The sequence below is a fragment of the Streptomyces sp. NBC_00285 genome, from assembly GCF_036174265.1.
Classification (GTDB): Bacteria; Actinomycetota; Actinomycetes; order Streptomycetales; family Streptomycetaceae; genus Streptomyces.
In genome coordinates this window covers 3,837,852-3,850,143 of record NZ_CP108055.1, presented here as the reverse complement: position 1 = coordinate 3,850,143, position 12,292 = coordinate 3,837,852, and the positions used below count along the sequence as shown (strand labels likewise).

Here is a 12,292-nt window from a genome sequence, read left to right as displayed (position 1 = left end):
CGAGCGCCTTTTCCGGTGCGGCTAACGCCAGTTCGGCGCGCCCCCCGCGCCCCGTGCCGTCGCCTCGATCTTGCTCCTGATCTCCCGCATCACCGTGATGATCTGCCGTTCGTGTTCCGGCGTGAGGCGGGCGACCGGGACCGAGCAGCTGACGGCGTCCTGGGCGGGGGAGTCGTAGCGCAGGGCGAAGCCGAAGCCGACGATCCCGAGGACGCCCTCCTCGCGGTCGACCGCGTAGCCCCGTGCGCGCACCTCGGCGAGGTCGGCCAGCAGGGAGTCGCGGGTGGTGTGGGAGTTCGGAGTGAGTGCCTCGTACGGCCCCTCGGGCAGCCTTTCGTCGGGCCGCTCGGCCAGCAGCGCCTTGCCCAGCGCACCCACGTGCGCGGGCAGCCTGCGGCCCACCCTGCTGATGGTCCGCAGGTACTCGTGCGACTCGCGGGTCGCCAGATACGCCACGTCCCGGCCGTCGAGCCGCCCCAGGTGGACCGTCTCGCCCAGCGCCTGGGACGCCTCGTCGAGATAGGGCCGTACGGCCCGGACCTGCGGGTCGGAGTCCAGGTAGCTGGTGCCGGTGAGCAGGGCGTGGATGCCGATGCCGTAGAGCGAGCCGGTGCTGTCGGTGCGGACCCAGCCGCGCGAGATCAGGGTCTGGAGCAGCGCGTACATCGAACTGCGTGGCACTTCCAGCGCGGCGGCGAGTTCCTGCAGCCGGGCCGGCCGGTCGCCGCGCGCCGCCAGCAGTTCGAGGAGCTCGACCGTGCGGGCCGCCGACTTCACCTCGCGGACGCCAGCGCTCTCCGGGCGTTCGCCCCCTGTCTCCGACATGCGCCGATCGTAATCGGCCCGCCAAACCTCGCGCCGAACCATTGACGAGAACGGTTCGCGTACCTAATCTCCATCTTCATACGTGGATGCCATCTACATAGGGAGATGAGTGAGGGTGGCCCTCGATCCGGACACGGCCCGACGACTGCGAGACGGCATGACACACGGCGTGCTGTCGTTCCCGCTCACGAGCTTCCACGACGACGGCACCCTCGACCCGGACGGCTTCCGCACGCACGTCGCCGCCCAGATCGCCACCGGCCCCGGAGCCGTCTTCCCGGCCTGCGGCACCGGCGAGTTCTTCTCACTCGACGAGGACGAGTACCGGCAGGTTGTCACCATCACCGTCGAGGAGGCCGACGGCCGGCTGCCCGTCGTCGCCGGGACCGGCTACGGCTGGGCCCAGGCCGTTCGCTTCGCCCGGATCGCCGAGGAAGCGGGCGCGGACGCCCTGCTCGTCCTCCCGCACTACCTCGTCGCCGCCCCGCAGGACGGGCTGGTCGCCCAGCTGGAGCAGATCGCGCACCGGACACGGCTGCCGCTCATCGCCTACCAGCGAGGCCAGGTCGCCTTCGGCGCGGACGCCTTCAGGCGCGTCGCCGCCATCCCCGGCGTCATCGGCCTCAAGGACGGCCACAGCGACCTCGACCGGCTCCAGCGCCTCACCCTCGCCGCCCCCGACGGCTTCCTCTTCTTCAACGGCGCCTCCACCGCCGAGATCCAGGCCCGCGCCTACGCCACCGTCGGCGTCCCCGCCTACTCCTCGGCCGTCCACGCCTTCGCCCCCGAGATCGCGAACGCCTTCTTCACCGCCCTGCGCGACGGCGACGACGGCACGGTCGAGAAACTGCTGCGCGACTTCTACGTCCCGCTCGTCGAACTCCGCGACCGGGTGCCCGGCTACGCCGTGTCCCTGGTGAAGGCGGCCGCACGGCTGCGAGGACGCCCGGTGGGGCCCGTGCGCGCACCTCTCACCGACCCGTCCCCCGCCGACCTGGCGGACCTCAGGTCGCTGCTCACCACCGGACTCGACCTCGTAGGAGCCCAGCTGTGAACCTCACGATCGCCGACGTCCGCCTGACCCCGATCCTGGTCGCCGACCCGCCGCTGCTGAACACACAGGGCGTGCACCAGCCGTACACGCCCCGGCTGATCGTCGAGGTCGAGACCGCCGACGGGGTCACGGGGGTCGGGGAGACGTACGGCGACACCAAGTACCTGGAACTGGCACGGCCGTTCGCGGAGAAGCTGATCGGCCGTCAGGTCAGCGACCTGAACGGGCTGTTCACGGTCGCCGACCAGGTGGCCGTCGATTCCTCCCGGGTCTCCGGTCAGGTCGACGTCGGCGGGCTACGGGGCGTCCAGACCGCCGACAAGCTCCGGTTGTCCGTCGTCTCCGGATTCGAGGTCGCCTGCCTCGACGCCCTCGGCAAGGCACTCGGCCTGCCCGTGCACGCACTGCTCGGCGGCAAGGTGCGAGGCGCCGTCGAGTACAGCGCCTACCTGTTCTACAAGTGGGCCGACCATCCTGAGGGCGTGGCCTGTGAGAAGGACGACTGGGGGGCGGCCCTCGATCCGGCCGGAGTGGTGGAGCAGGCCCGGCTGTTCACCCAGCGGTACGGGTTCACCTCCTTCAAGCTCAAGGGCGGGGTCTTCCCGCCGGACGAGGAGATCGCGGCCGTACGGGCACTGGCCGAGGCGTTTCCCGGACACCCGCTGCGGCTCGACCCCAACGGGGCCTGGAGCGTGGAGACTTCCCTGAAGGTGGCCCAGGAACTCGGGGACCTCCTGGAGTACCTGGAGGATCCCGCGCTCGGAACCGCGGCCATGGCTCAGGTGTCCGCCGGGACCGACGTGCCGCTGGCCACCAACATGTGCGTGACGACCTTCGCCGAGATCAAGGAGGCGTTCGCCCGGGACGCGGTCCAGGTGGTGCTCTCCGACCACCACTACTGGGGCGGCCTGCGGAACACCCAGCAACTCGCCGCGATCTGCCGGACGTTCGGGGTCGGAGTGTCCATGCACTCCAACACACACCTCGGGATCTCGCTGGCCGCCATGACCCACGTCGCGTCCACCGTGCCCGATCTCCACCACGCCTGCGACTCGCACTATCCGTGGCAGTCGGAGGACGTGCTCACCGAACGGCTGACCTTCGAGGGCGGGGCCCTCACGGTCTCCGACGCGCCGGGCCTCGGTGTCGAGCTCGACCACGACAAGGTGCGGTTCCTGCACCAGCGGTGGCTCGACGACGACGGTTCGCTGCGGGAACGGGACGACGCGGCGGCGATGCGGGTCGCCGAGCGGGACTGGGTCACACCGAGCGTGCCGCGCTGGTAATGGGGCCGGCGGGCGGTGGTCCCGGCGTGGCACGGACGTGACCGCCGACACGTTGTCGGTGCTGTGGTGCAAACTGGCCTGATCGGCAACATGTCAGGGAGCGCACCGTGATCGCGTCCAACGCGTCCACCGGAAAGGGACCGTCGCACTTCGGAGAGACCGGGCCGTGCCAGGCCCGGGTCGATCCCCTGGCAGCCGTGCGCGTACCCGGCGATCCGCCCTGCGACGTCTATCTCACCGGCACCGTCTTCCTCGACATCGTCTTCACCGGGCTCGGCTCGGCCCCCGTGCGCGGCACCGAGTCCTGGGCCCGCGGGATGGGCTCCAGCCCCGGCGGTGTGGCGAACATGGCGACCGCCCTGGCACGCCTCGGGCTGCGCACCTCGCTGGCCGCGGCCTTCGGCGACGACCACTACGGCGAGTACTGCTGGGACGCGCTGGAACAGGGAGAAGGCATCGACCTCTCCCCGTCCCGCAGCGTCCCCGGCTGGCACTCCCCGGTCACCGTCTCCATGGCCTACGAGGGCGAGCGCACGATGGTCTCCCACGGCCACGAACCGCCCCCGGAAGCCGCGCTCCTCCAGGAGAGCGCCCCCGACGACCACCCGCCCCGCGCGCGTGCGGCGGTGGCGTCGCTGGAGCCGGGCAGACGCGCACCCTGGATCGCCCGGGCCGCGAGCCACGGCACCCGGATCTTCGCCGACGTCGGCTGGGACGAGACCGGGGCGTGGGACCTGGCGGGCCTGGCCGACCTCGAACACTGCGAGGCCTTCCTGCCGAACGCCGAGGAGGCCATGCGGTACACCGGCGCCACCTGCCCACGGGAAGCCGCGCACGCACTCACCGACCACGTGCCGCTCGCCGTGGTCACCCTCGGCTCGGACGGCGCGTACGCCGTGGACCGGCGGACCGGCGAGACGGCCGAGGTCCCGGCGATCGAGGTCGAGGCGCTCGACCCGACCGGTGCCGGGGACGTCTTCGTGGCCGGCTTCGTCACCGGCACCCTGGCGGGCTGGCCGCTCGCGGACCGGCTGGCCTTCGCCGGCCTGACCGCCGCGCTCTCCGTCCAGGAGTTCGGCGGCTCCCTGTCCGCCCCGGGCTGGTCCGAGATCGGCGCCTGGTGGCGCAAGGTCCAGTCCGTCGACTCCCAGGACCCGGCGGCCCTGCGACGGTACGCGTTCCTCGCGGCCCTGATCCCGGAGGAGGAGTCCCCGGGCTGGCCACTGCGGCGGGCAGTGCCGACGATCGGGTTCGGCAGATCGGCCTGAGGGCCCGGGGCCGCAGCGCATCGCCGCCGACCGGCCTTTCTCCACGGCACATCGGGGTGGCGGCCCCGAGGACACCGACGCCTGAGTCCGGACCACATCAGCGCTCCGCCGAGCGGGTCGGTCGCTGTGAGGGCTTGCCGGACCGCTTCGGGCGTCGGTGGCGACGGGCTCGCGGATCCGGTGCGCCGCGTGTGGGCGGGTCGGCGTCAGCGCTCGGCCGCGCGCTCCAGTACCGAGGTGACCTGTTCCCGGACCGCCTCGCGGGCCCCGGCGGGGAGCGCCCCGATCGCCGTTCCGCTCAACGCGTCGAGCACGCTCCGCGCGTCCGGCTCGCAGGGCACGCTCTCGTCCAGGAAGTCGTAGCCGTCGCGGACGGCGATGCGCAGCAGGGGACGGGCGCCCGCGTCCACCGCCGTGGCGACGACCAGCGGAGGCGGGCCGCCCGGGGCCTCGGCCCCCTTGTGGTAGCCGCTGACCAGCGGTTCGTCCCAGTGCAGGCTCAGCAACAGCGGCTTCTTGGCGAGCAGTTCGGCGAGGTCGGTCTCGAACGGCCCCTCCGCCGCCAGCACCCGCGCACGGGCGTCCAGGACGAGCGCCGCGGGCAGTAGACAGCGCAGGGTGCTGCCGACGATGTTCCCGCCCACCGTGGCGGTCCGCCGCACGGCCCCGGTGCCGATGCCGGACGCGGCCCGCCGCAGCACCTCCGGCACCCGCTCGTCGATCCGGTGCAGCAGGACCGCGGCCCCGACCGCCCCGGCGTCGAGGACGTTCGCCTCCGGTACCTCGCGCAGTGACACGGACTGTTCGGGGAAGCCGTCGCGTTGCCAGGCGGCCCACACGAGCGTGGCACCGCCGACGGGTATCGCTCCCTCGGCCAGGCACTCCTGTGCCTCGGGCAGGGACGTGGGCAGACGCAACAGCACGGTCTTCCTGCTTTCTCTGTACGGACCCCCGTGGCCGACGCCGCTTCGAACACACGTGGTAGTGAGCGCATTCTTCCCCGGGGTGTGGGGGAGCGTGCAGGGCTCATCGCCGCATTGAGGGCGCCCTCACCGTCGAAAAGCCCTACGGGGTTGTCAGTGCACCGACGTACTCTTGACACCGTGAGGCCGCCTCCAGTGGTGCGGCCGTGACGAGGAGGAACCGCAGGCCTTCAGCGCCGGCCCATGACTCAGACACCCACAGGTCACAGCCCCGCGCAGGGGCAGGCGAGAGCACAGTTCACGGTCCCCGCCCAGCACCCCATGGTCTCGATCCTGGGATCCGGCGACTCCCTTCTGCGCGTCATAGAGCAGGCTTTCCCGGCGGCCGACATCCATGTCCGGGGCAACGAGATCAGCGCTACAGGTGAGGCGGCGGACGTCGCCCTCGTCCAGCGTCTGTTCGACGAGATGATGCTGGTGCTCCGCACCGGACAGCCGATGACGGAGGACGCAGTGGAACGCTCGATCGCCATGCTGCGAGCGAGCGAGAACGGGACGAGTGACGGCCAGGAGACCCCGGCCGAAGTGCTCACGCAGAACATCCTGTCCTCGCGCGGTCGCACCATCCGCCCCAAGACCCTCAACCAGAAGCGGTACGTCGACGCGATCGACACGCACACGATCGTCTTCGGCATCGGCCCCGCCGGTACCGGCAAGACCTACCTCGCCATGGCCAAGGCGGTGCAGGCGCTGCAGACCAAGCAGGTCAGCCGCATCATCCTGACCCGTCCCGCGGTCGAGGCGGGCGAGCGGCTGGGCTTCCTGCCCGGCACGCTGTACGAGAAGATCGACCCCTACCTGCGCCCGCTGTACGACGCCCTGCACGACATGCTGGACCCGGACTCGATCCCGAAGCTGATGGCGGCGGGGACGATCGAGGTGGCCCCGCTGGCATACATGAGGGGCAGAAGCCAGCCTCTCTTCACCAACGTGCTGACGCCGGACGGGTGGCGTCCCATCGGTGACCTTCAGGTCGGTGACCTGGTCATCGGCTCGAACGGTGAGCCTACTCCGGTCCTTGGCGTGTACCCGCAGGGCGAGCGGGACATCTACCGTGTCACGGCGCAGGACGGCTCCTGGACACTGTGCTGCGGCGAGCACCTGTGGACTGTCCGCACAGCCTCGGACAAGCGCCGCAACAAGCCGTGGCGGGTCCTGGAGACCCAGGACATGATCGGCAACCTGCGGGCGGCGCACGCTCGCCGGTACGAACTGCCGATGCTGACGGCGCCTGTCTGTTTCCCGGAGCGTGAGGTCCCCATGGATCCGTACGCGCTGGGACTGCTGTTGGGCGACGGATGCCTCACGGGTTCCACCACTCCCTCCTTCGCGACTGAGGATCCTGAGCTGGCCAAGGCTTTGGAAGCCGCTCTCCCCGGTGTCGCGGTGAGGCACAAGAGCGGGCCCGACCACATCCTCAACCGGATCAAGTCTCCCGGCGACGTGGTCACCCTGGAGAACCCGGTCACCCGGGTTCTGCGCGAGTTGGACCTGCTGCGCACACGCTCGCACTCGAAGTTCGTCCCGGACGACTACCTGTACAACTCCGAAGAGGTTCGGCTGGCCGTCCTCCAGGGTCTGCTGGACTCCGACGGTGGTCCCGTCACGCAGAAGGACCGCACCTGCCGGATCCAGTACTCGACGACATCGATCATGCTGCGGGATGACGTGATCTCGCTCGTGCAGTCGTTGGGCGGTGTCGCGTACGCCCGTCGCAGGGCTGCCGAGGGCCGTAACTCGGGTCTCGCGAAGGGCCGTGAGATCGGGTATCGGCATGACGCCCACATCGTCGACATCCGTCTCCCGGAGGGCATCGAACCCTTCCGCCTCGCCCGCAAGCGCGACACGTACCACGCGGCCGGAGGCGGCGGACGCCCGATGCGGTTCATCGACAGCATCGAGCCCGCGGGCCGGGAGGAGACCGTCTGCATCCAGGTGGCGGCCGAGGACTCGCTGTACGTCACGCAGGACTACCTGCTGACGCACAACACCCTCAATGACGCCTTCATCATCCTGGACGAGGCCCAGAACACGAGCCCCGAGCAGATGAAGATGTTCCTCACCCGGCTCGGCTTCGAGTCGAAGATCGTGATCACGGGTGACGTGACGCAGGTCGACCTGCCCAACGGCACCAAGTCGGGTCTGCGTCAGGTGCAGGACATCCTGGAGGGACTGGACGACGTCCACTTCTCCCGGCTGTCGTCCCAGGATGTCGTCCGGCACAAGCTGGTCGGCCGTATCGTCGACGCGTACGAGAAGTACGACAGCGAGAACGGTACGGAGAACGGCACCCACAAGGGCGGCCGGAACGAGCGGAAGTAGACAAGCCAGCACCATGTCGATCGACGTCAACAACGAGTCCGGAACCGAGGTCGACGAGCAGGCGATCCTCGACATCGCCCGCTACGCGCTCGCGCGGATGCGCATCCATCCGCTCTCCGAGCTCTCGGTGATCGTCGTCGACGACGACGCCATGGAGCAGCTGCACATCCAGTGGATGGACCTGCCGGGGCCCACCGACGTCATGTCCTTCCCGATGGACGAGCTTCGGCCGCCCAGCAAGGACGACGACGAGCCCCCGCAGGGCCTCCTCGGCGACATCGTGCTCTGTCCCGAGGTCGCCAAGCGGCAGGGCGAGGAGGCCGAGACGCAGCACTCCATGGACGAGGAGCTCCAACTGCTCACCGTCCACGGGGTGTTGCACCTTCTCGGTTACGACCACGAGGAGCCGGACGAGAAGGCCGAGATGTTCGGCCTCCAGGCGGCCATCGTGGACGGGTGGCGGCAGGAGAAGGGCTTCACCGGCCCGTCCCCGGCGCCGACCGTCTCATGAGTCTGTCGCTCGTCTCGGGCGCGATCGCCCTGGTCGTCGTCGCGTGGCTCGCCGCCTGCGCGGAGGCGGGCCTCGCGCGCGTCTCCAGCTTCCGTGCCGAGGAGGCCGTACGCAACGGCCGTCGGGGCAGTGCGAAGCTCGCGCAGGTCGCCGCCGATCCGACCCGCTATCTCAACCTGGCGCTGCTGCTGCGCGTCGCCTGCGAGATGGCCGCGGCGGCGCTGGTCACCTACGCCTGCCTCCAGGAGTTCCCGGGCACGACCCGCGCCCTGCTGGTCGCGATCGGCGTCATGGTCCTGGTGTCGTACGTCGCCGTCGGCGTCTCCCCGCGCACCATCGGCCGCCAGCATCCCCTCAACACGGCGACCGCGGCGGCGTACATCCTCGTCCCGCTGGCCCGGGTCATGGGCCCCGTCCCGTCGTTGCTGATTCTCATCGGCAACGCGTTGACGCCCGGCAAGGGCTTCCGCCGGGGGCCCTTCGCCTCCGAGGCGGAGCTGCGCGCGCTGGTCGACCTCGCCGAGAAGGAGTCCCTGATCGAGGACGACGAGCGCCGGATGGTGCACTCGGTCTTCGAGCTGGGGGACACGCTGGTGCGGGAGGTCATGGTCCCGCGGACCGATCTCGTCGTCATCGAGCGGTACAAGACGATCCGTCAGGCGCTGACCCTGGCGCTCAGGTCGGGTTTCTCGCGTATCCCGGTGAGCGGCGAGAGCGAGGACGACATCGTGGGGATCGTCTATCTGAAGGACCTGGTCCGCAAGACGCACATCAGCCGGGACGCCGAGTCCGAGCTGGTCTCCACGACCATGCGTCCGGCCGCCTTCGTGCCCGACACCAAGAACGCCGGTGACCTGCTGCGCGAGATGCAGCAGGACCGCAACCACGTCGCCGTCGTCATCGACGAGTACGGCGGCACGGCCGGCATCGTCACCATCGAGGACATCCTGGAGGAGATCGTCGGCGAGATCACCGACGAGTACGACCGCGAGCTGCCTCCTGTGGAGGAGCTCGGTGACGACCGGCACCGGGTCACCGCCCGCCTCGACATCACCGACCTGGGCGAGTTGTACGGGCTCGACGAGTACGACGACGAGGACGTGGAGACCGTCGGTGGGCTGCTGGCGAAGGCACTGGGCCGGGTCCCGATCGCCGGGGCGTCGAGTGTGGTCGAGCTTCCCGACGGGCGCCGGCTGCGGCTGACCGCGGAGGCCGCGGCGGGCCGCCGGAACAAGATCGTGACGGTGCTGGTGGAGCCGGTGGGCCCCCAGGAGAAGGAGACGGAGCAGCTGTGAGGCCGAAGGAGCTGCGCGCTCTGTGCCTGTCGTTCAACGCGGCGGTGGAGGACTTCCCGTTCAGCCCGGAGATCTCGGTCTTCAAGGTGCTGGGCAAGATGTTCGCCCTGAGCTGGATCGACGCACAGCCCCTGAAGGTCAACCTCAAGTGCGATCCGGAGGACGCGATCCGGCTGCGCGGGGAGCACCCTGGCCTGGTCATTCCCGGCTATCACATGAACAAGCGCCACTGGAACACCGTCACGGTCGACGGAGAGCTCCCGGACCGTCTGGTCCGGGAGCTCGTCGAGGATTCGTACGACCTGGTGGTGGCGGGTCTACCGCGCGCCGAGCGGCTTCGCCTCGACCGCTCCTGAGCGCACCCGCAGCCCCACCGCGACCAGTGCCGCCGCCGCGAGCACGATCACCGCGTCCAGGGCGAGGACGGTGTGGACGCCGGACATCAGGTCGTGCGTGGTGGTGGCGAGGACGCCGAGCAGGGGGATGCCGATCGTGAGGCCGACCTGCTGGGTCGAGGTCACAAGACCGGTGGCCAGACCCTGCTCCTCGTCCGGTACGCCGGAGGTGACCGTGACGCCGTACGAGATGATCGCGCCCAGGTGGCACATGCTGGCCAGGGACACGGCGGCGGTGGCGAGCCAGACGGACCAGCTCTGGGTGTTCAGGCCCAGCAGGGCGGCGATCAGGACGCCCTGGCCGAAGAGCGAACCGGCCAGTGTGCGGTGGGCGCCGAAGCGGCCGATGACCCTGGAGGCGTAGCTGCCCGCGACCGCCGACAGCACGCCCTGGACACCGAAGACCAGGCCGGTCTCGAACGCGGAGAGGCGCAGCACCTCCTGGAGGTAGAGGGTCAGCGCGAAGACGACCGTCGACATCATCGAGAAGGTGACCAGACCGCCGATGTTGCCCCACGCCACCGTGCGGCGGCGCAGCATGGGCAGGGAGACCAGCGGAGTCGCGGTCCGGGACTCGATCGTGACGAACGCGGCGAGGAGCAGCAGGCCGGCGATCAGGGTCGTGATCACGTCGGCGCGGGCGAAGCCGTGGTCGGCGGCCGTGGACAGGGCGTAGATCAGGGAGAGCAGACCGCCGGTGACCGTGATCGCGCCGGGGATGTCGAGCCGGGGGCGGTCCGGGGTGCGGGATTCGGGCAGCAGCGTGGGGGCCAGCGGCAGCACGATCAGGGCGAACAGGGCGAGCAGGCCCATCGTGGAGCGCCAGCCGAAGGTGTCGGTGAGGGTGCCGCCGGCCACCATGCCGACGGTGAAGCCGAGCGAGAGCAGGGTGCCGGAGATGCCCAGAGCGCGGTGGCGGGCGGGGCCCTCGGGGAAGGTCGTGGTCAGCAGGGCCATGCCGGTCGGTACGATCGCCGCCGCGCCGAGGCCCTGCAGGGCACGTCCGGCGAGGAACGACGCCGGGTTCCACGCGAAGGTCGCGAGCAGGGAGGCCGCGCCGAACAGGGCGAGCCCGGTGAGGAACAGCTTCCGACGGCCGTACAGGTCTCCCACGCGGCCGAACAGGAGCAGGAAACCGCCGGACGGCAGTGCGAACGCCGTGACCGCCCACTGCAGGCCGGACCGGCTCATGCCGAGGTCGGCGCCGAGGACGGGCAGGGCGACGTTCAGGACGGAGAAGTCCAGCGCGACCATGAACTGGGCGGCGCACAGGACGAAGAGGACGAGTTTGTCGCGCGTCGACAGCCGGGGGGTGTCGAGTGCTGGGTCGGGGATTACCGTAGGAGTGGTGTCGATCGCCATGAGTGAGAGCCTGCGGCCGTCGGAATGACCGTGGGGAGCGGGAAGTTGTCCTGGTGGTGGCACCACCAGTCGGGCGTGAGCGCAGGGGGAGTACGTGGCGGACGTGATCGAGACGGGTGCGGGCAAGACGCATCGGCTCCGTGAACTGCGAGAGTTCCTGATGAGCCGGCGGGCCCGGGTCTCGCCCACCGAGGCCGGGCTGCCGGACGGCGGTGCGCGGCGGCGGACGCCCGGGCTGCGGCGCGAGGAGGTCGCCGTGCTCGCCGGGGTGGGTGCCTCCTGGTACCAGTGGCTGGAGCAGGGGCGGGACATCTCCGTCTCCCCGCAGGTTCTCGACTCCGTCGGGCGGGTGCTGCGGCTCAGCAACGCCGAGCGGCGGCACCTGTACGTCCTGGCCGGGTTGAACCCGCCGGCGCCCGAGCCGGCCGCCGACCACGGCTGTGAGGGGCTGCGGCGGCTGATCGACGCGTGGCTGCCGTATCCGGCGCACATCATGGACCCGTACTACAACTGTGTGATGTACAACGAGGCCGCGGGCTGGGTGCTCGGCATGCGGCCGGAGAACACGCAGAACTGCATCATCGACTTCTTCACGGATCCGCTGTACCGATCGCGTTCGCACAGCTGGGAACAGAACGCGCGCACCGTCGTCGCGCAGTTCCGGGCCGCCTCCTCCGCGCGTCCGCACGACGAGGGTTTCCAGGAGGTGCTGGCCCGGCTGCAGGAGACCGGTACCGAGTTCACGGAGCTGTGGGAGCGGCGGGACATCGAGGACGCCGGGTCGATCCGCAAGGAGCTCGACCATCCGCTGGTCGGGCTGCTGTGCGTGGAGTCCACGGCGATGCGGGTGCCGGCGAGGCCCGATCTGACGGTGGTCCTGCACACCCCGCTGGACGAGGCGAACACCGCGGCCAAGCTGGAGTGGCTGGCCTCGCCGGAGGGGCGGCGCGGGGCGATGTACCCCGTGGCGGGGTGATCGTGGCGGTGCTTC

The 12,292-nt window shown here is 70.4% G+C and carries 11 protein-coding genes; 8 read left to right on the top strand and 3 right to left on the bottom strand.

Going from position 1 to position 12,292, the window contains the following annotated elements:
* Window positions 1-21: 21 nt before the first annotated feature.
* Complete coding sequence (locus tag OHT57_RS17865) at window positions 22-825, bottom strand: IclR family transcriptional regulator (protein ID WP_328747417.1); 804 nt, start codon at window positions 823-825, stop codon at window positions 22-24.
* Window positions 826-940: 115 nt separating this feature from the next.
* On the opposite strand from OHT57_RS17865, the gene OHT57_RS17860 reads away from it, so the two are divergent.
* The 3 genes from OHT57_RS17860 (at window position 941) to OHT57_RS17850 (ending at window position 4,433) form a co-directional block, all read left to right on the top strand.
* Window positions 941-1,879 carry a 5-dehydro-4-deoxyglucarate dehydratase gene (locus OHT57_RS17860; protein WP_328747416.1) on the top strand — a complete coding sequence of 313 codons (939 nt, stop codon included), beginning with the start codon at window positions 941-943 and terminating at the stop codon, window positions 1,877-1,879.
* The gene (locus tag OHT57_RS17855; RefSeq protein WP_328747415.1) at window positions 1,876-3,165 is read left to right on the top strand and encodes a glucarate dehydratase family protein; all 1,290 of its coding nucleotides are present in this window, start codon (window positions 1,876-1,878) and stop codon (window positions 3,163-3,165) included. The genes OHT57_RS17860 and OHT57_RS17855 overlap by 4 nt, the downstream gene beginning before the upstream one ends.
* A gap of 107 nt (window positions 3,166-3,272) precedes the next feature.
* On the top strand, window positions 3,273-4,433 hold the full coding sequence (locus OHT57_RS17850) for a carbohydrate kinase family protein (RefSeq protein ID WP_328747414.1): 1,161 nt from the start codon (window positions 3,273-3,275) through the stop codon (window positions 4,431-4,433).
* Between the two features lie 206 nt (window positions 4,434-4,639).
* On the opposite strand, the gene OHT57_RS17845 is transcribed toward OHT57_RS17850, so the two are convergent.
* Complete coding sequence (locus OHT57_RS17845) at window positions 4,640-5,356, bottom strand: FAD binding domain-containing protein (RefSeq protein WP_328747413.1); 717 nt, start codon at window positions 5,354-5,356, stop codon at window positions 4,640-4,642.
* Between the two features lie 243 nt (window positions 5,357-5,599).
* Between OHT57_RS17845 and OHT57_RS17840 the strand changes: the two genes are divergently transcribed.
* The 4 genes from OHT57_RS17840 to OHT57_RS17825 are packed head-to-tail and all read left to right on the top strand — an operon-like array spanning window position 5,600 to window position 9,900.
* On the top strand, window positions 5,600-7,738 hold the full coding sequence (locus OHT57_RS17840) for a PhoH family protein (protein WP_328747412.1): 2,139 nt from the start codon (window positions 5,600-5,602) through the stop codon (window positions 7,736-7,738).
* 13 nt (window positions 7,739-7,751) lie between these two features.
* Window positions 7,752-8,249 carry an rRNA maturation RNase YbeY gene (gene ybeY, locus OHT57_RS17835; RefSeq protein WP_328747411.1) on the top strand — a complete coding sequence of 166 codons (498 nt, stop codon included), beginning with the start codon at window positions 7,752-7,754 and terminating at the stop codon, window positions 8,247-8,249.
* Window positions 8,246-9,544 (top strand): hemolysin family protein, encoded by a 1,299-nt coding sequence (locus OHT57_RS17830; protein WP_328747410.1) that lies wholly within the window; start codon window positions 8,246-8,248, stop codon window positions 9,542-9,544. The genes ybeY and OHT57_RS17830 overlap by 4 nt, the downstream gene beginning before the upstream one ends.
* A complete protein-coding gene (locus OHT57_RS17825; RefSeq protein WP_328747409.1) occupies window positions 9,541-9,900 on the top strand; it encodes an MmcQ/YjbR family DNA-binding protein in 360 nt (119 codons plus the stop codon). Before OHT57_RS17830 ends, OHT57_RS17825 begins: the two co-directional genes overlap by 4 nt.
* Here OHT57_RS17825 and OHT57_RS17820 read toward each other — a convergent pair.
* A complete protein-coding gene (locus tag OHT57_RS17820) occupies window positions 9,862-11,301 on the bottom strand; it encodes an MFS transporter (protein WP_328747408.1) in 1,440 nt (479 codons plus the stop codon). The genes OHT57_RS17825 and OHT57_RS17820 overlap by 39 nt on opposite strands.
* A gap of 160 nt (window positions 11,302-11,461) precedes the next feature.
* Between OHT57_RS17820 and OHT57_RS17815 the strand changes: the two genes are divergently transcribed.
* On the top strand, window positions 11,462-12,277 hold the full coding sequence (locus OHT57_RS17815; RefSeq protein ID WP_328753229.1) for a helix-turn-helix transcriptional regulator: 816 nt from the start codon (window positions 11,462-11,464) through the stop codon (window positions 12,275-12,277).
* The last annotated feature ends 15 nt before the right edge of the window (window positions 12,278-12,292 follow it).